General features: G+C 38.4%; 27 protein-coding genes and 1 tRNA gene. 11 read left to right on the forward strand and 17 right to left on the reverse strand.

Annotation, left to right across the window (positions count from 1 at the left end; genetic code table 11):
• Nucleotide 1: 1 nt before the first annotated feature.
• Genes N9Y32_00575 through N9Y32_00615 form a run of 9 tightly spaced genes read right to left on the reverse strand, consistent with a single transcriptional unit; the run spans nucleotide 2 to nucleotide 7,130 of the window.
• On the reverse strand, nucleotides 2–835 hold the full coding sequence (locus N9Y32_00575) for a sulfite exporter TauE/SafE family protein (protein MDB2589514.1): 834 nt from the start codon (nucleotides 833–835) through the stop codon (nucleotides 2–4).
• Entirely contained in the window at nucleotides 835–1,683 is an 849-nt protein-coding gene (locus tag N9Y32_00580; protein ID MDB2589515.1) for a CBS domain-containing protein, read from the reverse strand. The genes N9Y32_00575 and N9Y32_00580 overlap by 1 nt, the downstream gene beginning before the upstream one ends.
• 38 nt (nucleotides 1,684–1,721) lie before the next feature.
• Nucleotides 1,722–2,018: an RnfH family protein gene (locus N9Y32_00585; GenBank protein ID MDB2589516.1), complete on the reverse strand. Its 297-nt coding sequence runs from the start codon at nucleotides 2,016–2,018 to the stop codon at nucleotides 1,722–1,724.
• The gene (hisA, locus tag N9Y32_00590) at nucleotides 2,018–2,752 is read right to left on the reverse strand and encodes a 1-(5-phosphoribosyl)-5-[(5-phosphoribosylamino)methylideneamino]imidazole-4-carboxamide isomerase (GenBank protein MDB2589517.1); all 735 of its coding nucleotides are present in this window, start codon (nucleotides 2,750–2,752) and stop codon (nucleotides 2,018–2,020) included. The genes N9Y32_00585 and hisA overlap by 1 nt, the downstream gene beginning before the upstream one ends.
• A 6-nt stretch (nucleotides 2,753–2,758) precedes the next feature.
• Nucleotides 2,759–4,264, reverse strand: coding sequence for a YifB family Mg chelatase-like AAA ATPase (locus N9Y32_00595; protein ID MDB2589518.1), 1,506 nt, complete (start codon nucleotides 4,262–4,264; stop codon nucleotides 2,759–2,761).
• Nucleotides 4,261–5,286: a tRNA (adenosine(37)-N6)-threonylcarbamoyltransferase complex transferase subunit TsaD gene (gene tsaD / locus N9Y32_00600; GenBank protein MDB2589519.1), complete on the reverse strand. Its 1,026-nt coding sequence runs from the start codon at nucleotides 5,284–5,286 to the stop codon at nucleotides 4,261–4,263. The genes N9Y32_00595 and tsaD overlap by 4 nt, the downstream gene beginning before the upstream one ends.
• Nucleotides 5,273–5,998, reverse strand: a complete 726-nt coding sequence (gene lptB / locus N9Y32_00605; protein MDB2589520.1) for an LPS export ABC transporter ATP-binding protein — start codon at nucleotides 5,996–5,998, stop codon at nucleotides 5,273–5,275. Before lptB ends, tsaD begins: the two co-directional genes overlap by 14 nt.
• A gap of 44 nt (nucleotides 5,999–6,042) precedes the next feature.
• A complete protein-coding gene (locus tag N9Y32_00610) occupies nucleotides 6,043–6,825 on the reverse strand; it encodes a biotin--[acetyl-CoA-carboxylase] ligase (protein ID MDB2589521.1) in 783 nt (260 codons plus the stop codon).
• Nucleotides 6,774–7,130 carry a diacylglycerol kinase gene (locus tag N9Y32_00615; protein MDB2589522.1) on the reverse strand — a complete coding sequence of 119 codons (357 nt, stop codon included), beginning with the start codon at nucleotides 7,128–7,130 and terminating at the stop codon, nucleotides 6,774–6,776. The genes N9Y32_00610 and N9Y32_00615 overlap by 52 nt, the downstream gene beginning before the upstream one ends.
• A 56-nt stretch (nucleotides 7,131–7,186) precedes the next feature.
• Between N9Y32_00615 and truA the strand changes: the two genes are divergently transcribed.
• Nucleotides 7,187–7,921 (forward strand): tRNA pseudouridine(38-40) synthase TruA, encoded by a 735-nt coding sequence (gene truA, locus N9Y32_00620; protein ID MDB2589523.1) that lies wholly within the window; start codon nucleotides 7,187–7,189, stop codon nucleotides 7,919–7,921.
• Nucleotide 7,922: 1 nt separating this feature from the next.
• On the opposite strand, the gene N9Y32_00625 is transcribed toward truA, so the two are convergent.
• The 4 genes from N9Y32_00625 to purB form a co-directional block, all read right to left on the reverse strand.
• Nucleotides 7,923–9,866, reverse strand: coding sequence for an SLC13 family permease (locus N9Y32_00625; GenBank protein ID MDB2589524.1), 1,944 nt, complete (start codon nucleotides 9,864–9,866; stop codon nucleotides 7,923–7,925).
• Nucleotides 9,867–10,009: 143 nt separating this feature from the next.
• Nucleotides 10,010–10,522: a ribosome maturation factor RimM gene (gene rimM, locus N9Y32_00630; GenBank protein ID MDB2589525.1), complete on the reverse strand. Its 513-nt coding sequence runs from the start codon at nucleotides 10,520–10,522 to the stop codon at nucleotides 10,010–10,012.
• 3 nt (nucleotides 10,523–10,525) lie between these two features.
• Entirely contained in the window at nucleotides 10,526–10,933 is a 408-nt protein-coding gene (gene rpsP / locus N9Y32_00635) for a 30S ribosomal protein S16 (GenBank protein MDB2589526.1), read from the reverse strand.
• Between the two features lie 56 nt (nucleotides 10,934–10,989).
• The gene (purB, locus tag N9Y32_00640) at nucleotides 10,990–12,366 is read right to left on the reverse strand and encodes an adenylosuccinate lyase (protein MDB2589527.1); all 1,377 of its coding nucleotides are present in this window, start codon (nucleotides 12,364–12,366) and stop codon (nucleotides 10,990–10,992) included.
• A gap of 126 nt (nucleotides 12,367–12,492) precedes the next feature.
• On the opposite strand from purB, the gene acnB reads away from it, so the two are divergent.
• Nucleotides 12,493–15,087 (forward strand): bifunctional aconitate hydratase 2/2-methylisocitrate dehydratase, encoded by a 2,595-nt coding sequence (acnB, locus tag N9Y32_00645; protein MDB2589528.1) that lies wholly within the window; start codon nucleotides 12,493–12,495, stop codon nucleotides 15,085–15,087.
• Nucleotides 15,088–15,185: 98 nt separating this feature from the next.
• On the opposite strand, the gene rpmG is transcribed toward acnB, so the two are convergent.
• Nucleotides 15,186–15,341, reverse strand: a complete 156-nt coding sequence (gene rpmG, locus N9Y32_00650) for a 50S ribosomal protein L33 (GenBank protein ID MDB2589529.1) — start codon at nucleotides 15,339–15,341, stop codon at nucleotides 15,186–15,188.
• Nucleotides 15,342–15,350: 9 nt separating this feature from the next.
• Nucleotides 15,351–15,587, reverse strand: coding sequence for a 50S ribosomal protein L28 (gene rpmB / locus N9Y32_00655; GenBank protein MDB2589530.1), 237 nt, complete (start codon nucleotides 15,585–15,587; stop codon nucleotides 15,351–15,353).
• A gap of 122 nt (nucleotides 15,588–15,709) precedes the next feature.
• On the opposite strand from rpmB, the gene N9Y32_00660 reads away from it, so the two are divergent.
• Together N9Y32_00660 and N9Y32_00665 are read left to right on the forward strand one after the other, a co-directional pair.
• A tRNA-Ser gene (locus N9Y32_00660) sits at nucleotides 15,710–15,799 on the forward strand.
• A gap of 205 nt (nucleotides 15,800–16,004) precedes the next feature.
• A complete protein-coding gene (locus tag N9Y32_00665; GenBank protein MDB2589531.1) occupies nucleotides 16,005–16,271 on the forward strand; it encodes a DUF3579 domain-containing protein in 267 nt (88 codons plus the stop codon).
• Nucleotides 16,272–16,276: 5 nt separating this feature from the next.
• Here the strand turns inward: N9Y32_00665 and N9Y32_00670 are convergent, their stop codons facing one another.
• The gene (locus N9Y32_00670) at nucleotides 16,277–17,008 is read right to left on the reverse strand and encodes a pirin family protein (protein MDB2589532.1); all 732 of its coding nucleotides are present in this window, start codon (nucleotides 17,006–17,008) and stop codon (nucleotides 16,277–16,279) included.
• Nucleotides 17,009–17,071: 63 nt separating this feature from the next.
• Nucleotides 17,072–17,710: an orotate phosphoribosyltransferase gene (gene pyrE, locus N9Y32_00675; protein ID MDB2589533.1), complete on the reverse strand. Its 639-nt coding sequence runs from the start codon at nucleotides 17,708–17,710 to the stop codon at nucleotides 17,072–17,074.
• Between the two features lie 30 nt (nucleotides 17,711–17,740).
• Here pyrE and N9Y32_00680 point away from each other — a divergent pair, with 30 nt between their 5' ends.
• The 7 genes from N9Y32_00680 (at nucleotide 17,741) to N9Y32_00710 (ending at nucleotide 24,470) form a co-directional block, all read left to right on the forward strand.
• Nucleotides 17,741–18,508, forward strand: coding sequence for an exodeoxyribonuclease III (locus tag N9Y32_00680; protein MDB2589534.1), 768 nt, complete (start codon nucleotides 17,741–17,743; stop codon nucleotides 18,506–18,508).
• A complete protein-coding gene (gene trmB / locus N9Y32_00685; protein ID MDB2589535.1) occupies nucleotides 18,505–19,203 on the forward strand; it encodes a tRNA (guanosine(46)-N7)-methyltransferase TrmB in 699 nt (232 codons plus the stop codon). The genes N9Y32_00680 and trmB overlap by 4 nt, the downstream gene beginning before the upstream one ends.
• Nucleotide 19,204: 1 nt before the next feature.
• Nucleotides 19,205–19,660, forward strand: a complete 456-nt coding sequence (locus tag N9Y32_00690; protein MDB2589536.1) for an FxsA family protein — start codon at nucleotides 19,205–19,207, stop codon at nucleotides 19,658–19,660.
• On the forward strand, nucleotides 19,648–20,838 hold the full coding sequence (locus N9Y32_00695; GenBank protein ID MDB2589537.1) for a bifunctional folylpolyglutamate synthase/dihydrofolate synthase: 1,191 nt from the start codon (nucleotides 19,648–19,650) through the stop codon (nucleotides 20,836–20,838). The genes N9Y32_00690 and N9Y32_00695 overlap by 13 nt, the downstream gene beginning before the upstream one ends.
• A 62-nt stretch (nucleotides 20,839–20,900) precedes the next feature.
• A complete protein-coding gene (locus N9Y32_00700; protein ID MDB2589538.1) occupies nucleotides 20,901–21,749 on the forward strand; it encodes a CvpA family protein in 849 nt (282 codons plus the stop codon).
• A gap of 12 nt (nucleotides 21,750–21,761) precedes the next feature.
• A complete protein-coding gene (gene purF, locus N9Y32_00705) occupies nucleotides 21,762–23,279 on the forward strand; it encodes an amidophosphoribosyltransferase (GenBank protein ID MDB2589539.1) in 1,518 nt (505 codons plus the stop codon).
• 27 nt (nucleotides 23,280–23,306) lie between these two features.
• Nucleotides 23,307–24,470: an O-succinylhomoserine sulfhydrylase gene (locus tag N9Y32_00710; GenBank protein MDB2589540.1), complete on the forward strand. Its 1,164-nt coding sequence runs from the start codon at nucleotides 23,307–23,309 to the stop codon at nucleotides 24,468–24,470.
• Nucleotides 24,471–24,494 lie beyond the last annotated feature (24 nt).

Genomic DNA, 24,494 nt, shown 5'->3' on the forward strand with positions numbered 1-24,494 from the left:
GCTAGGTCAGGTAGTCTAAATCAGTTGGTTTTTTGAATATATTTATATTTTTGGGATTATGTGTATTAGGCATAGAGTTATTAATATGATTTTTTAATTCATCCGATTTCATTATATGTTCGCTAAAATTATTATGTCCATGTAGATTTGCAGTGATCATAGTGCTAATCGGCATCCATAAAGCAGAGATACCCAGGCCAATAATCATCACCCCTGAAGTTTTTCTTACCCACGGCTTTTGAATCAAATTCATTAATTGGTTAGACAAACTGGCCATTATTAACAAGCTCGGCAATGTACCTAAACCAAAGGCCAACATGATCAGCCCACCTTGTGCAGCTGAGCCAGATATAATAGCAAAACTTAAGGCGCTATAAACCAAACCACAAGGGATTCCACCCCATAACAGACCTGTAAAAAAAGCACCTTTTAAATCTTTAATAGGTAAAAATCGCTTAGACAATGGCTGTAGAATTGCCCAAAATTTAGCACCTATATTTTCTATAAATTGAATGCCTGATGACCAGTTTGCGATATACAAGCCAACCATAATCATCAACACGCCTGAGAAAATTCTTAGCGCCTTATCAAACAGGTTCATTTGCAATGTTTGCGACAATATAGCACCCAACATACCAAATATAAGACCTATTAGGATGTAGCTTAGAATTCGACCAATATTATAGTTAAGATGAAAAAGGGCAACTTTTTTAGGATTTGATTTGATTTCTGGATCAAGTCCCGCTGTAAGCATAGCAACCACACCACCGCACATGCCCAGACAGTGTACGCCACCTAGCAAACCCATTAAAAATACACTGATCAGAATATCCATCAGTCCTTGTTTTGAATAGTTAAACGCTCCACTTCAAGCAAATGAATGCGACGAGAATCTGTCTTTAAAACTTTAAATTTAAAGCCCTGTAATCTAATTTCATCCATTTGCTCAGGCAAACGCGTGAATCCTGCAATAACAACTCCGGCAACTGTATCAATATTTTCAGCCGATAGTCGAACATCAAAAAATTCTTCGAATTCTTCAATAGCTGTATTGGCTTTTAATAAAAAGCGCCCATCACCAAAATCGATAATATTATCTTCTTCAAAATCGTGCTCATCTTCAATTTCACCAACAATTTGCTCCAATACATCCTCTAATGTTACTAAGCCTGCGATTTCACCGTATTCGTCCATCACAATAGCTATGTGTGATTTTTTTTGCTGAAAAATTCTCAGTAAGGCGCCTAAAGTTTTACTTTCAGGCACCAAGATCGCACTACGTAAATACTCTTTGTAGTTAAACTCACTGAGCTTATCGCCTGCTAAATAGCTTAACAAGTCTTTGGCTAAAATGACGCCTTGAATTTTATGGCGCTTTGAATCAATAATTGGAAAACGCGAGTGGGCCGACTTAATCATGATGTCAAGCAACCCTTTGGTGTCAGTATTGTGCTCAATGGTTACCATTTTTGATTTTGGGACCATGACATCACGCACTTCCATATTTTCTAGCTGCATCGTGCCTTCGATGATACTGCGACTATGGGAATCAATAATATGACTCTCTTCGGCTTCTTTTAGAGCTTGTACAAGCTCTTCACTTGAAGCAAGAGGTGCGTGAAAAAATTTCTTGTTTAGTCTTTGTAAAAAAGACTGTGTCGACGGAGGCTGTTCTTCGTTCATTTACTTTTATTTAGATTAAAGGACTATTTTACCAAAAATTAGGATTTTTTGCCACTACGCATTTTCTTACCCTGAGCTGCGCGTTCTTTTCGCACCTCTTTAGGATCAGCAATTAATGGTCTATATATTTCAACTCGATCTTTTTCACGTAAGATGGTATCCAATTTGACAATTTTCCCAAAAATACCAGTCTTATTTCGAGTTAAATTTATTTGAGGATAAGTCTCTAATATGCCTGACAATTCTATCGCCTGTTTAAGTGTTGTATCGGCATCAACCTCTAAGTCAAGCAATGTTTGCTTGTCTTCTAGCGCATAGGCAACCTCAATATGCATTAGCTTTTTTGGTCACACAAAAGTTGTGCTTTGGCAAAATCTAGTGTGCCTTCATAAATAGCACGACCCGTAATAGCGCCACTAATACCATGGTGCGCTTCTACTAGTAAATTGCTAATATCAGTCATATTAGTGATACCGCCAGAGGCAATAATATCAATCGATGTTTGCTTAGCTAAGTCGGCAGTTGCTTCAACATTAACACCTTGCATCATGCCGTCACGTGCAATATCAGTATAGACAATAGAGCTAACACCGTCCTGTTCGAATTTTTTTGACAACTCAACCACATGTAAATCTGTTTGTTTAGCCCAACCTTCAGTTGCTACTAAACCATTGTTAGCATCTAAACCTACAATAACCTTTCCAGGAAATTCATGACACAATTCAGAGACAAATTCAGGATGTGTAACAGCCATAGTGCCTATTATTAAATAGCTAATTCCCGCTTCAATATAAGTATTTGCAATTTGCATATTACGAATACCGCCACCAATTTGCACTGGTAGATTCGGAAACTCTTTGGTAATTTGGGTCACACTAGTGGCGTTAATAGGCTTACCCTCAAAGGCACCATTTAAATCTACTAGGTGAAGGCGTTTTGCACCTTGATTAACCCATTGAGCTGCCATTTCAACAGGATTGTCTGAAAACACAGTCGTATCGTCCATCAACCCTTGTCTTAAGCGTACACATTGCCCATCTTTCAAATCAATTGCGGGAATAATTACCATTTTTTTCTATCCATTATGTCGCCGATACCCAATTGCTTCAATCAAATGACTTTGCTCAACTGCCTGAGCATGATCTAAATCCGCAATGGTTCTAGCGACTTTTAAAATTCTATGATAAGCTCTTGCTGAAAGATGTAGTTTGTCAATCACACTCTCTAACAATTGCCTATTCTCTTTGTTCAAAACAATCAAGTTATCAACCTCATCTGGACTAAGACGATCATTTAATTTACCTTGTCTATTTATCTGTATATTATAGCAATCTAATACACGTGCCCTGATGGTTTCGCTACTTTCTATTTGTTCGTTTTTTTGACTCAACAACACCTCTTTTGGCAGTGGTGGAACCTCTAAAACCATATCAATACGATCTAGTAACGGACCGGAAATCTTGACATGGTATTTACTAATTTGATCTTCTGTGCAATGACACTTACTCGTACCATCTCCAAAATAGCCGCATGGACAAGGATTCATAGCAGCGATTAATTGAAAATTTGCCGGAAAAGTTACCTGTTGTTGAGCGCGAGAAACATGCACTTCACCACTCTCCAAAGGCTGTCTTAAGGTTTCTAAAACGTGACGAGGAAACTCAGGCAGCTCATCTAAAAATAACACACCTTCATGTGCCAAAGAAATCTCTCCCGGCTTAGGAGCAGACCCACCGCCTACCAATGATACTGCTGAGGATGAATGATGAGGAGATCGAAAAGCTCGAATATACATTTGGGTATTGTCTAACATTTTTCCAGCTACGGAATAAATAGATGCCTTTTGTAAGGCTTTTTCACAGCTCAAAGGTGGCATAATCGAAGGGAGTCTTTCTGCCAACATAGTTTTTCCAGAGCCTGGAGTCCCGCGCAACAGGATGTTATGTCCTCCACTTGCAGCAACCTCTAATGCTCTCTTTGCCTGATACTGACCTTTAACTTGTGAATAATCCTTAGTATAAGTTACTTGATGATCAACATTGACTTGACAATTTTCAGGTTCACCGATTCCAGATAAAAACTCACACACTTTTAATAAATGTTTCGCTGGGAATATTTTTGCCTGCTCCACTAAAGCACATTGTTCAAAATCATCAACAGGGATAACAATATTATGCTTTGCATTATGCCCTTCAATAATAGCTGGCAACAAGCCCTCTGTGGTGTGAAGCAGACCATCTAGTCCCAATTCTCCATAAAATTCAAATTGACTCACATCAACGCTGGGTTTAATTTGACCAGATGCTAATAATACGCCCAATGCGATTGGTAAGTCATAACGCCCACCTCGCTTAGGAAGATTGGCCGGTGCCAAACTGACAGTAATACGTCCACTGGGTAGTTTAAAGTTTGAATTAATCAATGCTGAGCGAACTCGATCTTTACTTTCTTTAACGGCGCCTTCTGGCAAGCCCACAATAGAAAAACCAGGCAATCCTCCAGAAATATGCACTTCAATTATAACTACTGGCGCATCAAGCCCTGTAGAAGCACGCGTAAAAACTTTGGCCAGTTGACTCATACTGACTCCAAATCTTCTAGACTCCATCTAGGTTGGATAGCGATTTCTCCACTGGTAGTCGATTGTCCTTTGCTTAAACGAAAGTGGCCTGCTAAAGCAATCATAGCACCGTTATCCGTGCAAAATTCTTGACGAGGGTAATATACTTGAGCCCCATGCTTTAAGCCCATTACATCTAGCTCTTGACGCAACGATAGGTTGGCACTTACACCGCCTGCTACCACCAAAGTTGTTCTTTTTGTTTGCTCCAAGGCGCGACGGCATTTAATCATTAATGTAGAGGTTGCCGCCACTTCAAAAGCTTTAGCAATGTCGGCTTTTTGGTCAGGATGCTTGGCAAACGTATTGCGTGCAAATGTCTTTAAGCCACTAAAGCTGAAGTCTAGTCCTGGGCGGTCAATCATTGGCCTTGGAAATTTAAAGGCATCTGGTCTTCCTTGTTGGGCAAGTTGCGCTAAAGCAGGGCCACCTGGATACCCAAGACCTAAAATCTTGGCTGTTTTATCAAAAGCCTCGCCGACTGCATCGTCAAGAGACTCCCCTAAAATTTCATATTCACCAATAGCCTTAACATCGATCAACATTGTATGCCCACCAGATACCAATAAAGCCACAAAAGGAAAACTAGGCACTTCTTTTTCTAATAAAGGCGCCAATAAATGCCCCTCCATATGATGCACGCCAAGTGAAGGAATTTTAAGACTCCAGGCTAATGATTTTGCCACGGCGCTACCCACAAGCAAAGCGCCTGCCAAACCAGGGCCAGCTGTATACGCTATACCGCTAATGTCCCTTAGCGTTAGATGGGCGTCAGCAAGTACTGCTTTAATTAATGGTAAAGCTCGTTGAATATGGTCTCGAGATGCCAACTCAGGAACAACTCCACCATATTCACTGTGAATCTCTACTTGGGAAAATAGTTGGTGACCAATAAGGCCTTTCTCGCTATGATACAAACCAATACCTGTTTCATCGCATGAGCTTTCAACGCCCAGAGTAATAAAAGGCCTAATGAGTGTCATTGGACTCACCTAAATAGACTTTCTTAACTTCTACATTATTAAGAATAGTTTGTTTATCACCCTTAGCAATAATCCTACCTGCATGTAAAACATAAGAATGGTCGCAAGTATCAAGCATCTCACGATAATTGTGATCTGTAATTAACACACCAATACCTTTGTCTCTTAAGTGAAAAATAATTTGCTGGATATCACCCACAGAAATTGGATCTACACCTGCAAATGGTTCATCCAATAAAACGAATTTTGGATCCATTGCTAACGCCCTAGCAATTTCAACTCGGCGTCTTTCTCCACCTGATAAGCTTAATCCATTGATATGGCGAATATGCTCAATATTAAACTCAGATAATAATTCATCCAAACGATATTTTCTTTGCGATTTATTTAGAGTTGTATTAAACTCTAATACAGCTGAAATATTATCCTCAACTGAAAGTTTTCGAAAAATTGATGGCTCTTGTGGCAAGTACCCTAGACCTAGTTTGGCGCGCTTATGCATGGGCATTTTACTAACTTTAATATTATTAATAAAAACTTCACCTTTATCAGCTTGAACCAGTCCACATGCAATATAAAAACACGTTGTCTTGCCAGCACCATTAGGGCCTAATAAGCCCACAATTTCACCTAATTTAACTTCAAATGAAACATCGGAAACCACTTTACGTCGGGCATATTTTTTAGAAATATTGGTAACAGTGAGGCGCATAATGACATGATAAAAATTATTTATTTTCTACTGGATATCTTACCCTAAATAAGTCGGATTTGTTTAGAGCTACATACTTCGATCAACTGGCCATTCACTTCCACCATAAGCATTCCTTGAGAATTTATACCTCTCACTATCCCAGCAAATGTTTGATTATTAATGCCCAACTTTACATGAGTATTTTTTAAATAATCTACTTGCTCCCACAACTGAATAAAATAAGAAAAATCATGAGATTTAAATAATTGGCAATTTTTTAAAATATAATTAATCAGTAAAGCTGCTAAATTCTCAATAGCGGGTAGTTTTGGAATAATGCTTGCTAAATCTATCCAAGGCGATTGACACTCAAACTTTTGATTCAAATCATAATTCAAACCAAGCCCTATTACAACTGATTGAAATTCACCTTGAACTGTATTCTCGATTAAGATACCTGCCAACTTTTTATTATCAAAAAATACATCATTTGGCCATTTAAGCTTTATCTGCTTAATACCAAGCTCTTCTAATGCGCTAACAATTGCAAGTCCAATCACCAAACTTAGCCCATTTAAGGACAGATCTGCTCTAAAAACATAACGAATAGATAATAAAATACTTGCATCTTTTTGACTCAGCCAGACACGATCATACTGACCTTTTCCTTGAGTTTGCTCGCTAGCTATACAAATTTGAGTTGTATCAGAAAATGCTAAAGCCGACAAATAGTCATTCGTACTCGCAATTGAATCAAAAGCAAAGCACTCAACCGATGAGTCGATTTGATTGGCTAAATTAGAATAATTAGCCACGTAATAACTAGAAATATAAGAGATAGCCATACTGCATCTGAGCCCATGTCTTTGGCGTCACCTGATAACACATGATAGTCATCCCCAATTCGGTCGACCACTGACTCGATGGCTGAATTAAGAACTTCTACAATTAATACAAAAAAAACAACCATGATTAACAAAACTTTTTCTATTGCGGATTCACCCAATATTAAAGCCAGAGGAATTAAAACTAACGACAACCAGACTTCTTGCCTAAAAGCAGTCTCAGAGCGGTAACAGGATTTAAGTCCTTTTATTGAAAATTCATACGCAGTAAAAATTCTCTTTAAGCCAACAGCTTCATTTTTCACGAGTCGCTAATTAAATGGTTAAAATAGTAAAATCGATTTTACACACAAACTTAATTATGAGAATAGCATTAGGCGTTGAATACATGGGTACCAATTTCCATGGTTGGCAGTTGCAAAAATCTGGCATTCGAACCGTACAAGAAGTGGTTGAAAAAGCGCTTTCAAAAATTGCTGATCATCCTGTTAGGGTTTTTTGTTCTGGAAGAACAGATGCTGGTGTACATGCTATTGAACAGGTTATTCATTTTGAAACACAGTCAGATCGCGAAGACGATGCCTGGATTTTTGGTGGCAATGTTAATCTTCCTCATGATGTTAACTTTACCTGGGCAAAACGTGTCGATGATGACTTTCATGCAAGGTTTAACGCAGTTGCTAGGCGCTACAATTACAAAATTCACAACTCCAGAATTCGATCTGCTATTATTGGCCATCATTCACTCTGGGAGCCAAGAGGTCTGAATATTGATGACATGAATCAAGCTGCACAATATCTACTTGGAAAACATGATTTTTCCGCCTTTAGAGGTAGCCTTTGTCAAGCAAAATCCCCTATTAAGACCATTGAATTTATTAATATAACCAAAAATAATGACGAAGTTTTGCTAGATATTAAGGCCAATGCTTTTTTGCATCACATGGTTAGAAATATCGTAGGAACACTATTAAAAATAGGCAGAGGTGAGAAGCCTGTTAAATGGATGGAGGTAGTATTAGCATCTAAACAACGCAAAGAGGCTGGTGCAACAGCCCAGCCTCAAGGTTTGTATTTTATAAAAGCGTTTTATTAAATTAGAATACAAGATTCATCATTGTCATCATTACCACTAAGAATAAAACAGTCATAATACTACCTGCCTTAATAAAGTCTGCAACTTTATAGCCACCTGGGCCCATAATCAAAGCATTCACCTGATGTGTTGGGATTAAGAATGAGTTTGAGGTTGCGATCGCTACTGTTAAGGCATAAATTGCAGGATCTGCGCCAACCTGAATGGCGATATTAACAGCAATTGGCACCAAGAGAATTGTAGCACCAACGTTAGACATGACCAAGGTAAAGAATGTTGCTAATACTGCAATCGACGCTAGAATAATCCATGGTGCCATATCGCCAACCCCTTTAACTGTTTCTTGAGCAATCCACAATGCGGTGCCTGTCTTGGAGACAGCTAAGCCTAATGGGATCAAACTAGCTAGTAAAAACACTGTTTTCCAAGAAACCGCTCTATAAGCTTCTTCAATCTTCAGTACTTTTGTCAAGATCATACCAAGTGCACCTGTCATCAAAGCGATAGAAAGTTTAATATCTGTAAATAAAATTAAGAATAATGCAATTGAAAAGAAAATACCAGCCCATTTAACCTTATCAGGACGAGATTCCTCTTGAACTGGATATTCTGATGTCACCACAATAAAATCAGTGTTGTTTTGTAGTCGCTCTAAATCTTCCCAGCGAACATATGCTACTAATGTATCACCCGATTGAAAGGGAAGATCGCGAATGCCTTCGCCTTCTTTTAGTGTGTTTCCACCACGATGAAGGGCAACCATCGCCAAACCATAAGTCTTTCTAAGCCAAACATCACGGGCTGTTTTTCCAATAAGTGTAGAATTTGGCGGAATAACGACTTCAGCAGTGCCACAATTTTGTGTTGATAAAAGATCTGAGAACTTTTCAATCCTATCAGATAGGTTCAATTTAAAACCTTCAACAAAACTATCCAGGTCTTCCTTGGAAGTAAGCAAGCCTAATGTCACGTTAGCTTCAATTTCAGTGCCGCGCTCAACCGAATCATAGCCAACTAAGTTATGATTGTTAGCATCTTGGATAGCTACAATTCTCACACGTGAGATAGTTTCAATATCATCAAGCTTCATGCCAACTAAGTTGCTATCAGCTGGTACACCAACTTCATATAAATCATAGTTAATTTTATAAACTTCTTGGAAGTGTTCCACCGCAGAAACCGATTCTGATCGGTCTTCTTTGACAGTTGGCAGTACAAACTTACCAGCAACAATAAAATAAATAATGCCTGTTGCCACTAAAGCAATTCCGATTGGTGTTACTGAGAACAAACCCCAAGTATCCATCTGATTTTCAACAGGCAAGCCTTGATTGGTTGTTAAAATAAGATCATTGAGTAAGATTAACGGACTTGATCCTACCATTGTCATGGTGCCGCCAAGAATAGCTGTAAAACCCATTGGCATCAAAAGTCTCGACATTGGAACACCTGAGCGTGAAGAAATTCTACTCACCACTGGAATAAATAAAGCAGCTGCACCAACGTTTTGCATAAATGACGAAATAAAGCCAACTGCTGAAGACACAATAGGAATAATTCTTGTTTCAGAGCGTCCGCCCACTTTAAGAATAAAAGCAGCTACCTTTGTCATTAGGCCAGTTTTATCTAGTCCTGCACCAATAATCATCACTGCAACAATCGACATAACCGCATTAGATGAAAATCCATCAAACAGTCTTTCATTGTCAACCAAGCCACTCTCAAGACCCATTAGTGTATAAACCAATGGTAATGATGTCAAGCCTAGAATAACCATAATGGTAATTGCTGCCTCGTCTACCTCAACCACTTCAAATGCAAAAAGATAAATGGTTAATAATAAAATACCGAGCATCCATGCAATTGGCGCTGTAGGAGCAACAAGTGCAAGCCAAAAACTAAAAGCTAAAAAAATACTAGCTGCAATAATTTTTACATTAGACATAAAACCTTTTTTATAAATAAATAATAGACCTACTATTATAATGTAATTATCATATTATTAACTAATAATATTCTTAGATTATCGCTAATTTGGTTAACTCAAGTTATATGAAAATTTAGATACTTAAAATTAAGATAATGCCTTTAAAAATCCTCATCCCAATCAACCAGTATCTGACGCTTATCCATATCAATTGATATCAAGAAAGGCTCAATATAAGGCACCCAATGCTCTTTTTTACCGTTAACAACCATGACGTTATTAGCGCCTGTATCAACCAGATAGGAAATGGTTCCTAGAACAATGCCTTGATTGTTAATCACTTCAAGTCCTGTTAGTTCGTCCCAATAGTACTCGCCTTGGGCCAGCTGTGGTAGTTGTGATTTTTCAATATACAGCTCGACGCCGATATAACGTCTGGAATCTTCTCGGTCAACTACATCCTTAAGCTGAGCAACGATAGTTTTTCCTTGTTCACGACCTTTAACAATATCAAGCGTTGTCCAAACGCCATCCACTTTAATATGCCAAGGCTGATAAGAAAGAATGTTCTTTCTAGGATAGGCGTAGGAAAATAATTTCACCCAGCCCTGAACACCAAAAAGGCCATTAATCTGCCCGATTAATAGCCTTTTATTGTTAGAGTTGTTGCTCACTACTTACTCAGCAGCCGCTTCTTCCTCTGATGCTGCTTTAGCTTCTGCTGCTGCTTTAGCTTCAGCTTTCGCTTCTTCATCTGCTTTAGCTTTAGCTTCTGCCGCTAATTTAGCTGCAACTGCTTCCGCTCTAGATGTTTGAGCTGCAACACGCTTCTCACGAATTGAAGGATCTTTAAATTCTTTAACAAGCTGCTTAACACGATCAGAAACTTGCGCGCCTTCCGATGCCCAGTAAGCTAATCTATCTTCTTCAATACTAAGCCTAACTTCTTGTCCACGCGCAACTGGATTAAAATATCCAATACGCTCAATATAACCACTGTCTCTTCGCTTTCTAGAGTCTGTCGCTACGATTGAATAAAAAGGTTTTTTCTTGGCTCCACCGCGGGCTAGTCTAATTTTAACCATGGGTTTTTTGCTCCTTTGTTTAATTAAAACTTACACAAAATGTATAAGACGCGAAATTATATCAGTTTTTCAAGTGCTTCTGCTAGTTTTTGCGCATCACCAGTATAGTTCATCGGAGTTAGCTTGGCTAACGAACGTTTAGCGTCCTCTGGCATATCTAAGTCTTTGACAAATTCTGCTAAGACTTTAGCATCAATGCTATTACCACGAGTCAGCGCCTTAAGCTTCTCATAGGGGTTCTCAATACCATAACGGCGCATAACAGTTTGAATAGGCTCTGCTAAAACTTCCCATGATGAATCAAGATCTTGATGCAAGCGCGCTTCATTGGTTTCTAGTTTTCCAATGCCTTTAGCAATAGATGCATAAGCTACTAGACAATGTGCACAGCTAACACCTAAATTTCTAAGCACTGTCGAGTCTGATAAATCACGCTGCCAGCGAGAGATAGCTAGTTTATCTGCCAAATGTGTATTCAAAGCATTAGCAATACCTAAATTTCCCTCACCATTTTCAAAATCAATTGGATTAACCTTATGTGGCATGGTCGACGAACCAACCTCACCTTCGATAGTCTTTTGTTTGAAATAACCTAGCGATACGTAGCCCCAAATGTCACGACTAAAATCAATTAAGATTGTATTGAAACGATTAATAGAATGAAAATACTCTGCCATATAGTCGTGTGTTTCAATTTGTGCTGTGTACATGGCGTAATTAACACCCAAGTCTTCAATAAATTGCTGAGTAATACCTTGCCAATCTAGCAATGGATAAGCCGATAAATGCGCATTAAAGTTACCCACTGCACCATTAAACTTACCCATAATTTTGACATTTTCTAACTGTTTAATTTGTCTTTTTAAACGATAAGCGAAGTTTGCCATCTCTTTACCAACAGTTGTTGGAGAAGCGGTTTGGCCATGGGTACGAGATAGCATTGGAATAGCTGCATTATCTTTAGCCATCTTACTTATTAACAATAATATATTTTGCATTTTCTCAAGCATTACTTGACGACCATCAATCAACATTAAGGCATGTGACAAATTATTAATATCTTCTGATGTACAAGCGAAATGAAAGAATTCACTTACTGCATTTAACTCTGTATTGCCTTTGACTTGATCTTTTAGGAAATACTCTACTGCTTTAACATCATGATTAGTCGTGCGCTCAATATCCTTAACGGCTTGTGCATCTTCTAATGAAAAATTCGCTGCAATATTGCTTAAAAATTGAGTAGCTTCTTGGCTAAATTCGGGTACTTCCACAATATCAGCATTATTTGATAGGGCTTGCAGCCATTTAACTTCAATTAGAACGCGATATTTAATTAAGCCAAACTCACTAAAAATAGTACTAAGTCCGCTAGTTTTATCAAAGTAACGCCCGTCAATTGGGGATATTGCGGTAAGATGTGTTAGATTCATAAGGTTGCCTATCAGGTAGGAGCTGACTTATATTTCATCATATGAAAGATAAAAACTATAATATGAAAAACTTGGCAGCAATAAAATGATAGAATTATACGCTTTATTACTGACGAGAAAATCACAATGAAATCAGCCTATCTTCAACATGTTAGCGAACGCCAACAAGATAATCTTCCGCCTCTGCCACTAAATGCTGAGCAAGTTGCCTCAGTAGTCCAGCATCTAATCAAGAGTGATGAAGATGAATTTTATCTAGATTTACTTACTAATCGTGTGCCGCCTGGTGTTGATGAAGCTGCTTATGTCAAGGCTGGTTTTTTAGCAAGCGTCGCCAAGGGAGATCAGCAATGTAATGCAATCGACCAGAAGCAAGCCACTTTTTTATTAGGCACCATGATTGGTGGCTATAACATCGCACCTATGGTTGATTTACTCGACAATGACATATTAGCACCAATTGCTGCAGAAGGCTTGTCACATACATTATTAATGTTTGATGCGTTTTATGATGTTAAAGAAAAAGCAGATGCTGGTAATTTACTAGCGCAGAAAGTATTACAATCTTGGGCAGATGCTGAGTGGTTTACAAGCCGTGAAAAAGTTTCTGAAAAAATCTCAACTACTATTTTTAAAGTAACTGGGGAAACTAATACCGATGACTTGTCACCCGCGCCAGATGCCTGGTCAAGACCTGACATTCCTTTACATTCGTTATCTATGTTAAAAATGACGCGAGATGGTATTAGTCCAGAAGAGCATGGTAAGACTGGCCCAATTAGTCAGATTCAATCACTTCAAGAAAAGGGTCTTCCTTTAGCTTATGTAGGTGATGTTGTGGGAACAGGTTCTTCACGTAAGTCAGCCACCAACTCGGTTTTATGGTTTATGGGGAATGATATTGCCTATGTACCAAATAAAAAAGATGGTGGTGTTTGCTTGGGTGGCAAAATTGCACCAATCTTTTTTAACACCATGCAAGATTCTGGCGCATTGCCAATCGAGCTAGATGTTACCCAGCTGAAAATGGGTGATGCCATTGATATCTATCCTTATGAAGGCGTGGTCAAAAAACACAATACTGATGAAGTGCTTAGTACATTTGAATTAAAGTCATCTGTCATTCTAGATGAAGTACAAGCTGGAGGTAGAATCCCTTTAATTATTGGTCGAGGTCTAACAGCTCGAGCTCGTGAAGCATTAGAGCTTGAGCCTTCTAAATTGTTCCGCCTACCTGTCGAAATTCAAGATACGGGCAAAGGCTACTCATTGGCACAAAAAATGGTGGGTAAGGCTTGTGGCGTTGAAGGTATTCGTCCAGGTACATATTGTGAACCTAAAATGACCACAGTAGGTTCTCAAGATACTACCGGGCCAATGACACGAGATGAGCTAAAAGACTTAGCTTGTTTAGGATTTTCAGCGGATCTAACTATGCAATCTTTTTGCCATACAGCGGCTTATCCAAAACCAGTTGATGTTGAAACACACCACACCTTGCCTGATTTTATTATGAACCGTGGTGGCATTTCATTGCGACCTGGTGACGGCATCATTCACTCTTGGTTAAATCGTATGTTATTGCCAGATACAGTCGGTACAGGTGGCGATTCACATACACGCTTCCCTATTGGTATCTCTTTTCCTGCAGGTTCAGGCTTAGTCGCATTTGCTGCAGCAACTGGTGTTATGCCACTAGATATGCCTGAATCAGTACTCGTACGTTTTTCTGGTGAAATGCAGCCTGGTATTACACTGCGTGATATGGTTAATGCTATTCCACTAAAAGCTATTGAAAAAGGCTTGTTAACTGTCGCTAAAGAAGGGAAAGTTAACGCCTTTTCTGGCAGAGTGTTAGAAATTGAAGGCTTGCCTAATCTTAAAGTTGAGCAGGCGTTTGAGTTATCTGACTCTGCAGCTGAACGCTCAGCTGCAGGTTGTTCTATTCATTTAGATAAAGAGCCAATCATTGAGTATTTAACCTCCAATGTGGTTATGCTCAAATGGATGATTGCACAAGGTTATGGCGACAAGAGAACTATTGCCCGTCGAATCCAAGCTATGGAAAAATGGATGGCTAATCCTGAGCTAATGAAGGCAGATAATGATGCAGATTATGCAGAAGTAATCGAAATCAACATGAGTGATATCAAAGAGCCAATCTTGGCATGTCCTAATGACCCTGATGATGTTAAAACACTTTCTGATGTCGCCAATACCAAGATTGACGAAGTATTTATTGGCTCATGTATGACCAATATCGGCCATTTTAGAGCAGCAGCTCAACTATTGGAAAACAAAACCGAACTAAATACTGAACTTTGGATTGCCCCACCAACTCGCATGGATGAGAGGCAACTTAAAAAAGAAGGCGTATATGACACTTTTACAGCAATCACTGATCACACTGAAATGCCTGGTTGTTCTTTATGCATGGGTAACCAAGCACGTGTAAAAACTAATGCAACTGTTGTGTCAACTTCAACTCGAAACTTTCCGAACCGTCTAGGTGATGAAGCTAACGTCTATCTATCATCTGCCGAAGTGGCGGCTATTTCTGCAAAACTAGGCTATATACCTACTGCGCAAGAGTACTTGTCTGAAATGAAGGATATCGAGCCGATGGAGGCGCAAATTTACCAATACTTAAACTTTGATCAAATTGGTGAATACGAAGATCAGGCAACTACTGTGCCTTTGGAAAATATTCTAAATTCATAGAGTTTACTCGCATGCCTTTTGGCATGCGTCACCTACTTTATATAAGACAATAAAAAAGCCGCTAGCAGCGGCTTTTTTATTGTGCTCAAGGTTAAGCGTTACTTAATCTTAGCTTCTTTGTATATAACATGTTGTCTTACTACAGGATCAAACTTTTTAACTTCAACCTTCTCTGGATGAAGACGCTTGTTCTTAGTCGTTGTGTAAAAATGGCCTGTTTTAGCCGATGATACTAATTTAATTTTTTCTCTCATAACTTACTCCTAAACCTTTTCGCCACGTGCGCGGATTTCTTTAAGCACTGCTTCAATGCCTTTTTTATCAATAATTCGCAAACCTTTAGCGGTTAGCTTTAATTTAACAAAACGGTTTTCACCTTCCACCCAAAAACGATGCGTATGAAGATTTGGATAAAAACGACGACGCGTTCTGTTATTTGCGTGTGATACATTATTACCACTAATTGGGCGCTTACCAGTTACTTGACATATCTTGGCCATGACTCTACCTTTCGAAAATCTAAAAGAAACAAATTATACTTAAAATTATTTCACTTTCCAGTCTAAATTATATAAAAATTCTATTCACTTTTACCTCGATTAGCTGTATCATACCCCACTTCGGAGGGATGGCAGAGCGGCTGAATGCACTGGTCTTGAAAACCAGCAAGGATTAATCTCCTTCCAGGGTTCAAATCCCTGTCCCTCCACCATATTAATTCTCATATAGAAACAAAAAAAATATAAAAATTTACCACCTATCTACGGTGGTTGATTATCCTACCTGAAACTACCTTCTACTTATTAATTTTCAGATAATGAAACAACACTTATATGTTTCATCTTTTAATAGATTTTTATAATTTATACTGTCATAAAAAACTATATTTAATTCATTGTCTTTTTAGGAGAGGTCGGATGGAAACAATTCAATACACAATATCTGGTATGACTCAAGATGGCCAAAAATTTAGGCCAAGTGATTGGACTGAACGATTAGTTTGCACCCAGCCTGAGCAATTGAAGCGCTATAGTGGGCATTTAAAAATTCGAAGAGTTAATGGTGTCAAATCCATTGTTTTTGACGACCAGCTAAAATACGCTTGTGCATTTACGTTTGAGCGACTCGTGTCTTTTGCTAAAACCAATCATTTACTGATGACTGAAGAGGCTATTAAAAGCTAGGAACCTTAATCAACATAAGGTCCATGCTGATAAATTGGCTGCTTATGTGGGATGCCACTAGCAAACATAAACTCACTGCCCGTCTTTGCTTGAACCAATAAATCTCGTTCAGTCTTAGAGTTCACAAGCAATGCTTGGGCAGTATTAACCTCATGTTCACCAATAGTCAAATCACCCGATATAACATAAATTATCGCATGTGACTCTTGGCCAAAGTTAAGCTGGAATTCACCCTCTTTTTCAATATTAAAATGTCGATAATTAATAACTGTATGTAATTTAATTGGTGACTCATCGCCAACTATAGTTCGATAATGGCCGCCTTGAAAGCTTACAATTGGCAAACTTTCCTCTAAAACCTTTTGATAACTTGGCTCAATACTTTTTAAATCTTTAGGCAGGTTAATCCACAACTGAATACCCACACTTTGACCTTTATCTGCTGGCATTTCTGAATGCACCATTCCACTGCCTGCACAAAAAATCTGAGCACCGCCTTTGTTCACAAATGAATCATTACCCAGATTGTCTTGATGATGCATACCGCCTTCTAGCATATAGGTAATCGCCTCAAAGCCTCGATGAGGATGATCGGGGAAGCCGTGCCCAGCAGCAATACTAAAGTGATCCCATAATACGAATGGGTCGAAATTCATTCGCCCCGAGATTGGAAATAAGCGATTGACAACAACGCCATCACCTTCAGATACTTCTTGTGCATTAACTTTATTTATCACTCTTAATCCTTACAAACAAGCTATGTGGCTCCAATATACAACAATTGATTATGGGTCTTATAGCTAAATGCCGTATTGATTACGATAATCTTCAATACTCTTAATGAGCGCCTTATCGTCACCTTGTTTTAGATAATCAATTAAATGGCTTAGGTTAATAATACTCAATACAGTAATGCCAAAATTTTCTTCCACTTCTTGAATGGCTGACTTGTCACCTTTGCCCTTTTCTTGGCGATCAACCGCCACAATAACACCTTTGGCATTAGCACCATTTGCATCAATAATGTCCATCGCTTCACGGATTGCAGTGCCAGCAGTAATAACATCGTCAATAATTAATACATTACCCTTTAACGCATGACCAACAATATCGCCGCCTTCGCCGTGAGTTTTTGCCTCTTTACGATTAAAGCTATAAGGTACATTGATGCCGAATGAATCATTCAATGCCATAGCCGCGGCTGTTGCTAATGGAATACCTTTGTAAGCCGGACCAAATAAGACATCAAAGTCTAGCTTGCTAACTTGAATGGCTTGTGCATAGAACTTACCCAATCTTGATAAATGCTCGCCTGTATTAAAAGCGCCTGCATTAAAAAAGTAAGGACTAACCCTGCCTGACTTAAGCGTAAATTCACCGAACTTTAGTGCGCCAATTTCTAACATAAAATCTACAAAGTCTTTTTGATACTGTTCCATACATTCCTCTAAATCATTAAAATATTTACAATGAATAGAATTATAACGGCTAATGTCAATGGCATTCGAGCAGCTGAACGAAAAGGTTTTTTTGCCTGGATGAAAACTCAGGAGGCTGATGTTGTTTGCGTGCAAGAGATTAAAGCCCAGGAAGATCAATTGGATGAGCGTTTTTATCCTGAAAACATTTATACCTATTACAAGCCAGCTGAGCGCAAAGGCTACAGCGGAACAGGCTTATATTGCAAACATAAGCCTGATCAGGTTATTTTTAGTCCTTGGGAAGATTTTGATTTTGAAGGGCGTTTTATTCAAGCCGACTTTGGCAAGCTAAGTGTTATCTCAATTTACATTCCATCTGGATCCGCTAAAGAAGAACGTCAAAAATATAAAACAGATTTTATGATTGAACGCTTTCTGCCCTATTTACAGGCGCTTCAAAAAGATGGGCGTCAATATATCATTTGTGGCGATATTAATATCGTACACAAAGAGATTGATATAAAAAATTTTAAGGGCAACAAAAATCGTTCTGGCTGCCTACCTGAAGAGCGTGAATACATGGACCAGCTCTTTACTAAAGAAAAATTCGTAGATGCATTTCGAGAGGTTAACCACGAAGCCAATCAATACACTTGGTGGTCAAATCGCGGACAGGCTTGGGCTAATAACACAGGCTGGCGCATTGATTACCAGATACTCAGTGGAAATCTTAAAGGTCGTGTTAAAAATGCTAGTATATATAAAGATGAACGCTTTTCAGACCACTCACCTTTAATAATTGATTACAACTTATGAAGCTAGAAAACACCAAGAGTATTAGAAAAATTCAAAGCTTCGTCAAGCGTTCTGGCAGACTCACAGAGGGTCAAAAATATGGCCTTAAAGAGTTATGGCCTAACTTTGGTATTGACCCAAAAGCTGACCAATTAATTAATTTTGACGTCGTATTTCAAAAACAACAGCCTGTTATTCTAGAAATTGGCTTTGGCAATGGAGACTCTTTGTTAGAAATGGCCATTAATGAGCCTCATCATAATTTTTTAGGCATTGAAGTTTATGAAGCTGGCGTTGGTAGATTAATTAATGAAGCTCATAAACATAATCTTGGCAATTTAAGAGTTTTGAAAGAAGACGCCGTGGAAGTATTAAAAAATAACATTAGTAACGATAGCTTATCTGGATTTCAGTTATATTTCGCAGACCCTTGGCATAAGAAAAAGCATCATAAGCGCCGTATTGTTCAAACTGAATTTATGGATTTAATCTCGAAAAAACTGATTGATAAGAGCTTTGTCCATATGGCAACTGACTGGGAGAACTATGCCGAATATATGATGGAAGTACTTGAGGCTCACTCACACTTTAAAAACACGCTTAACGCCCATACCTATTCATTAAGGCCTGAACGACGTCCAATTACTAAGTTCGAAAGACGTGGCGAACGATTAGGACATGGCGTTTGGGATTTGCTTTTTACTAACGAGAAATAAAATGATTTTTCCTTTATTCGTAATAATAACTTTACTTGAAATATATGTCATTGTTTCAGTTGGAGAATCCATTGGTGGCTTTTCTACAGTTTTATTAGTGGTCATTACAGCCCTTATTGGTTCGACTCTACTCAAACAACAAGGTTGGTCAACCATGGCCAAAGCTCAAAATGCTATAGCTAATGGCCAAACACCGGCATTTGAAATGCTAGAAGGCGTGGTTATACTGATCTCGGGTGTATTATTATTAACACCTGGATTTATTACTGATGCAGCTGGTTTATTAGGATTAATGCCTCTTTCTAGAGCATATTTTATCGATAATTTACTAAAGAAAAATGCTCAGAAGATTTTTACAAAAAAAGACTCCTCTTTTGTCAATGAATCCCAAGCTCCAAAAGAATCAAACATTAGGCAAAAAAATAAAACCCTTGAGGGTGAATTTTGGGAGGATTAAAAACTCTAAGTCAGTGGCTTACTTGGCAGGAAAGTTGCCATACTCTGGAGATTGACCTAGGATTAGAGCGCATTCAAAGTGTTTACTCAAAGCTGTTTCCTAATGGTGTTCCCTTTACTACTATTACCGTTGCTGGTACTAATGGTAAAGGCTCAACCGTCGCTTTTATTGAAAGTGTCTATCTAAAAACTTCCTTTAAAGTTGCAAAATTTACGTCGCCTCATATTTTGAATTACAATGAGCGCTTTATAGTTAAAGGGTCTCAAGCAACCGATCAACAAATTTGCGATGCATTTGAAGAGATTGAAAAAGTTAGAGATAACATATCATTAACTTATTTCGAATTTTCAACGTTAGCCGCACTACTTATCTTTGCCAAGCAAAAAGTTGATATTGCCATTTTAGAGGTGGGCCTTGGTGGTCGTCTAGATTCTACTAATGTTGTTGATACAGATATTGCTGTTATTACTAATATCGCTATCGATCATGTTGATTACTTGGGAGATACACGCGAGCTTATTGGACATGAAAAATCAGGCATCATGCGTGCCAACACTCCTTGTGTTTGCGGTGATATTGACCCACCAAAGTCTATACAAAAACATGCTGATACCGTTGGTGCTTTATTAGAGTTCGTAAAACAACCTTATACTGGAACCTTGTCGCTCAAAGGTGATCATCAGCAACAAAATGCTGGCTTGGCAGCTTTATGTATTAAAAAATTAGACTATAAATTTGCCGTAGATGACACAACACTCCGCCAAGGTCTTGAGTCTACCCAGATTGAAGGTCGCTTTCAAGCTAAGAAAATTCACAATAAATACGTGATTTTTGATGTTGCACATAATGAAGCCGCTGTTCATGTTTTGGCGCAAGAATTGGCTAAAGACAAGCAACCAACACTGGCTATATTTTCAGCCCTTAAGGATAAAAATATTGCCCAAATGATTGGCGCTATTTCACCTAATATTGATGAGTGGTTGCTAGTACCTCTTGATGTTCATCGAGCAGCTGACATGAATTTCTTAATAGATCAATTCCCACTTAAGGCTGCTATTCATGCTTTTGACAGTATGAATTTAGCTATTAATCAAGCACTAAAACAGCATTCTTATCAGCGTATTGTCATTTTTGGCTCTTTTCATGTAGTGGCAGATGCATTAAAAATACTTAAGTGATGTTTGATTAGAAAACCTTGTAAAATTAGCGCACATAACAAAACATTCTCTGGAGAGAATTGATGAATGAGTTTTTTGTAAACACCTGGAATACAATTAATTTACTGGCTTGGTCTGATTGGGCAACTGTGGTTATTTTAATCGCATTTCTAGTATTAGGCTTTAAGCGTGGCATGGCAAAAGAGTTGATCAGCTTTGCTTTTTTATTACTTGCTATTGTTCTTGCATGGATGTTTTACCAGTCCTTAGCGGTTAGTGATTTTGTTACCTGGTTACTGCTTTCTCATCAATCGCATATGTCCATTGCTTTTGGTGTTATTTTTATTGGTGTCTTGCTAATCAAAAGAGTTATTTATAAACTCACTGATATCTCATCTCAAATTAGTAACCCATGCGCCCTAAACAAGCTCTTTGCCTATTTTGTATTTTTGAGTGCTGCTTCGATTATCAGTTGGTACTATTTAGATATTATTGCCAATTTAGGCATAATGGAAATTGTGGTCACAAATAATTCGATTCGAATTGGTTTATCTTTTGTGCTAACTTTTGCTATTATTATTGGTGTATGCGCCAGCATTTCTAATATGTTGAACATCTCGATTGATTCATCAAAGCCTTGCATATTATCAACTTTCTTCAAAAAAATTCTCGATACATTACACTCTCTTGATCGAATCCTAAATGCTAAAAATATAAACAGCAATAGTAATAATTTCGGCGGACTACTGATCGGCCTAATCAAAGGAAGTTTGGCGATTTTAATTATGGTGCTGGTATTTCAAAGTATTGATAGTATCTCTCAACAACATTTCTGGATTGAGGCAAATGGTGCATTAAGAACCTTCCAAGATGTTGCCTCAGACATCAAACCTGCTTTGTCAGAATATCTTCTATTTATCGAAAACGAATAAGGAAACCCTCTTATGTGCGGCATTGTTGGCATTCTATCCACTACTAAAAAAGACACGGCTGTCTATATTTATGACGCCTTAACCATTCTTCAGCATCGAGGTCAAGACGCCGCAGGTATTGTTACCGCCCACAAGGGCCGATTCTTCATGCGAAAGTCTAATGGCTTAGTAAAAAACGCTTTTAGAACTGAGCATATGTCCTCTTTACTAGGTGACATGGGTATTGGTCATGTTCGCTACCCAACAGCGGGCAGCTCAAGTGGCGCAGAAGCGCAACCTTTTTATGTCAACTCTCCTTATGGTATTGCCTTTGCTCATAATGGTAACTTAACCAATACTAAGGAGCTGGCTAAAGAACTATTTGAACAAGACAGAAGACATATCAATACCAATTCTGATTCTGAAATCTTGCTCAATGTGTTTGCCAGTGAGCTTGCCAAACAACAAAAAAAGCATATTAATGAACAAGATATTTTTGCTTCGGTCGCACAAGTGCATAAGCGCGTTCGTGGGGCTTACGCTACCATTGGTATCATTCCAGGATTCGGTATTTTTGGCTTTAGAGATCCAAATGGCATTCGTCCACTTATTCTTGGAAAGCGCACAACCCAAGGCGGTACGAAGTATATGCTTGCCTCTGAAAGTGTTGCTTTAACTGCTCTTGGTTATGAAATAACTCAAGATATTAAGCCTGGTGAAGCTGTTGTAATTGATCGCAAAGGCAATATATTTTTACAGCAATGTGCGGAGCGACCAAAATACTCACCTTGTATTTTTGAGTTTGTCTATTTTGCTAGGCCTGATTCAGTTATTGATGATATCTCTGTATACAAAACCAGACTTAGAATGGGCGAGCGTTTAGCAGCTAAAATTAACAAAGAGTGGGGTGATGAAAAAATTGATGTGGTTATCCCTATTCCTGATACCTCTCGCGTATCGGCCTTACAATTGGCTAGTGAGTTAAATATAAAGTATTCAGAAGGGTTAATTAAAAACCGCTACATTGCTCGCACTTTCATTATGCCCGGACAAAAATTACGCAAAAAATCTGTTAGACAGAAACTTAGCGCTATTGGGCTTGAGTTTAAAGGTAAGAATGTACTACTAGTAGATGACTCTATTGTTAGAGGCACAACCAGTGAGCAGATTGTCAAAATGGCCAGAGATGCTGGTGCAAAAAAAGTCTTCTTTGCTTCAGCTGCACCTGCTGTTCGTTATCCTAATGTTTATGGCATTGATATGGCAAGTGAAAAAGAATTTGTCGCCCATAATAAAACCACTGAAGAGGTATGTCAAACCATTGGTGCCGATCGATTAATTTACCAAGATTTAGATGATTTAATTTGGTGTGTTCAACAAGGTAATAAAGAAATAACCGAGTTTGATTGCTCCTGTTTTAATGGTAAATATGTTACGGGCGATATTAATAAAAAATACCTAGATGGTATTGAAGCATTGAGGGCAGATTCCGTTAAAGAAGAGAACAAGACCAACCAAAGCTCTGAACTCATCTGCAATGATGTAGAATAAACCCTATTTGTTAATTTTTTAAAATCAATGAAAACTTTAAATTTCGACACCATAGCGATCCGAGAAGGCTACCAAACAACAGCTGAACAAGAGCACTCTGAAGCAATATTCATGACTTCAAGCTTTGTGTTTGATTCAGCTGAGCAAGCAGCTAAACGCTTCTCTAAAGAAGAGCCTGGTAATATCTATGCACGCTTTACTAACCCAACTGTAGGTGCTTTTGAGAGAAAACTAGCAGCACTTGAAGGTGCGCAAGCCTGCGTCGCCACCTCTTCTGGTATGGCTGCTATTTTCGCCACTCTAATGGCACTCTTAAAATCAGGCGATCATATTGTTGCTTCGCGTGATATGTTTGGTACAACGACTGTCATGCTAAACTCAATAGTGTCTAAATTTAACATCGACATAAGCTATGTTGATTTATCTGATTTGTCCGCCTGGGAATCATCCATTAATAACAAAACAAAATTATTCCTATTAGAAACACCCTCGAATCCATTAGGTCAAGTTATTGATATTACCGCTCTTAGTAAAATTTCCAAAGCAAATGATATTTTATTAGCGGTTGATAATTGCATTTTAACGCCAGCCCTACAAAATCCAATTGCTCTGGGTGCAGATATTGTTATTCATTCTGCCACTAAATATATTGATGGCCAAGGTCGTTGTTTAGCAGGCGCTGTTTTAGGTGCTGAAGATATTATGGAACAGGTACATGGCTTTGTTCGTGCTACCGGGCCGAGTCTAAGTGCTTTTAATGCCTGGATTGTTCTTAAAGGCTTAGATACACTTAGCTTAAGAATGAGAGCGCATTCAGATAATGCAATGAAACTAGCAACTTGGCTGGAACAACAAGAGTCTGTCGAAAAAACCCATTATTTAGGTCTTGAATCTCACCCACACCATCAGTTAGCCAAAAGTCAGCAGTCTGGCTTTGGTGGTATCGTTTCATTTGAACTTAAAGGTGGTCGTGAAGCGGCATTCAAACTTATTAATGCCACTGAAATTTTTTCCATTACCGCTAACCTCGGTGATGCAAAATCCACCATTACTCACCCATCCAGCACCACACATGGGCGTCTAACAGATGAAGAAAAATCAATTACTAATATTTCTGAAGGATTAGTCAGACTCTCGATTGGACTTGAAGATGTAAACGACTTGATAGCTGATATAAACAAAGGACTTTGATGTATAATTTCATCAAAAATGAAA

The sequence above is a fragment of the Candidatus Thioglobus sp. genome (assembly GCA_028228555.1).
In the GTDB taxonomy this organism is placed as follows: Bacteria; Pseudomonadota; Gammaproteobacteria; order PS1; family Pseudothioglobaceae; genus Thioglobus_A.

Excerpts from the sequence above, each read along its gene's own strand:
- N9Y32_00575 (MDB2589514.1), bottom strand. The coding sequence starts at position 835 with ATGGATATTCTGATCAGTGTATTTTTAATGGGTTTGCTAGGTGGCGTA.
- N9Y32_00580 (MDB2589515.1), bottom strand. The coding sequence starts at position 1,683 with ATGAACGAAGAACAGCCTCCGTCGACACAGTCTTTTTTACAAAGACTA.
- N9Y32_00585 (MDB2589516.1), bottom strand. The coding sequence starts at position 2,018 with ATGCATATTGAGGTTGCCTATGCGCTAGAAGACAAGCAAACATTGCTT.
- hisA (MDB2589517.1), bottom strand. The coding sequence starts at position 2,752 with ATGGTAATTATTCCCGCAATTGATTTGAAAGATGGGCAATGTGTACGC.
- N9Y32_00595 (MDB2589518.1), bottom strand. The coding sequence starts at position 4,264 with ATGAGTCAACTGGCCAAAGTTTTTACGCGTGCTTCTACAGGGCTTGAT.
- tsaD (MDB2589519.1), bottom strand. The coding sequence starts at position 5,286 with ATGACACTCATTAGGCCTTTTATTACTCTGGGCGTTGAAAGCTCATGC.
- lptB (MDB2589520.1), bottom strand. The coding sequence starts at position 5,998 with ATGCGCCTCACTGTTACCAATATTTCTAAAAAATATGCCCGACGTAAA.
- N9Y32_00610 (MDB2589521.1), bottom strand. The coding sequence starts at position 6,825 with ATGGCTATCTCTTATATTTCTAGTTATTACGTGGCTAATTATTCTAAT.
- truA (MDB2589523.1), top strand. The coding sequence starts at position 7,187 with ATGAGAATAGCATTAGGCGTTGAATACATGGGTACCAATTTCCATGGT.
- N9Y32_00625 (MDB2589524.1), bottom strand. The coding sequence starts at position 9,866 with ATGTCTAATGTAAAAATTATTGCAGCTAGTATTTTTTTAGCTTTTAGT.
- rpsP (MDB2589526.1), bottom strand. The coding sequence starts at position 10,933 with ATGGTTAAAATTAGACTAGCCCGCGGTGGAGCCAAGAAAAAACCTTTT.
- purB (MDB2589527.1), bottom strand. The coding sequence starts at position 12,366 with ATGAATCTAACACATCTTACCGCAATATCCCCAATTGACGGGCGTTAC.
- acnB (MDB2589528.1), top strand. The coding sequence starts at position 12,493 with ATGAAATCAGCCTATCTTCAACATGTTAGCGAACGCCAACAAGATAAT.
- rpmG (MDB2589529.1), bottom strand. The coding sequence starts at position 15,341 with ATGAGAGAAAAAATTAAATTAGTATCATCGGCTAAAACAGGCCATTTT.
- rpmB (MDB2589530.1), bottom strand. The coding sequence starts at position 15,587 with ATGGCCAAGATATGTCAAGTAACTGGTAAGCGCCCAATTAGTGGTAAT.
- N9Y32_00665 (MDB2589531.1), top strand. The coding sequence starts at position 16,005 with ATGGAAACAATTCAATACACAATATCTGGTATGACTCAAGATGGCCAA.
- pyrE (MDB2589533.1), bottom strand. The coding sequence starts at position 17,710 with ATGGAACAGTATCAAAAAGACTTTGTAGATTTTATGTTAGAAATTGGC.
- N9Y32_00680 (MDB2589534.1), top strand. The coding sequence starts at position 17,741 with ATGAATAGAATTATAACGGCTAATGTCAATGGCATTCGAGCAGCTGAA.
- trmB (MDB2589535.1), top strand. The coding sequence starts at position 18,505 with ATGAAGCTAGAAAACACCAAGAGTATTAGAAAAATTCAAAGCTTCGTC.
- N9Y32_00690 (MDB2589536.1), top strand. The coding sequence starts at position 19,205 with ATGATTTTTCCTTTATTCGTAATAATAACTTTACTTGAAATATATGTC.
- N9Y32_00700 (MDB2589538.1), top strand. The coding sequence starts at position 20,901 with ATGAATGAGTTTTTTGTAAACACCTGGAATACAATTAATTTACTGGCT.
- purF (MDB2589539.1), top strand. The coding sequence starts at position 21,762 with ATGTGCGGCATTGTTGGCATTCTATCCACTACTAAAAAAGACACGGCT.
- N9Y32_00710 (MDB2589540.1), top strand. The coding sequence starts at position 23,307 with ATGAAAACTTTAAATTTCGACACCATAGCGATCCGAGAAGGCTACCAA.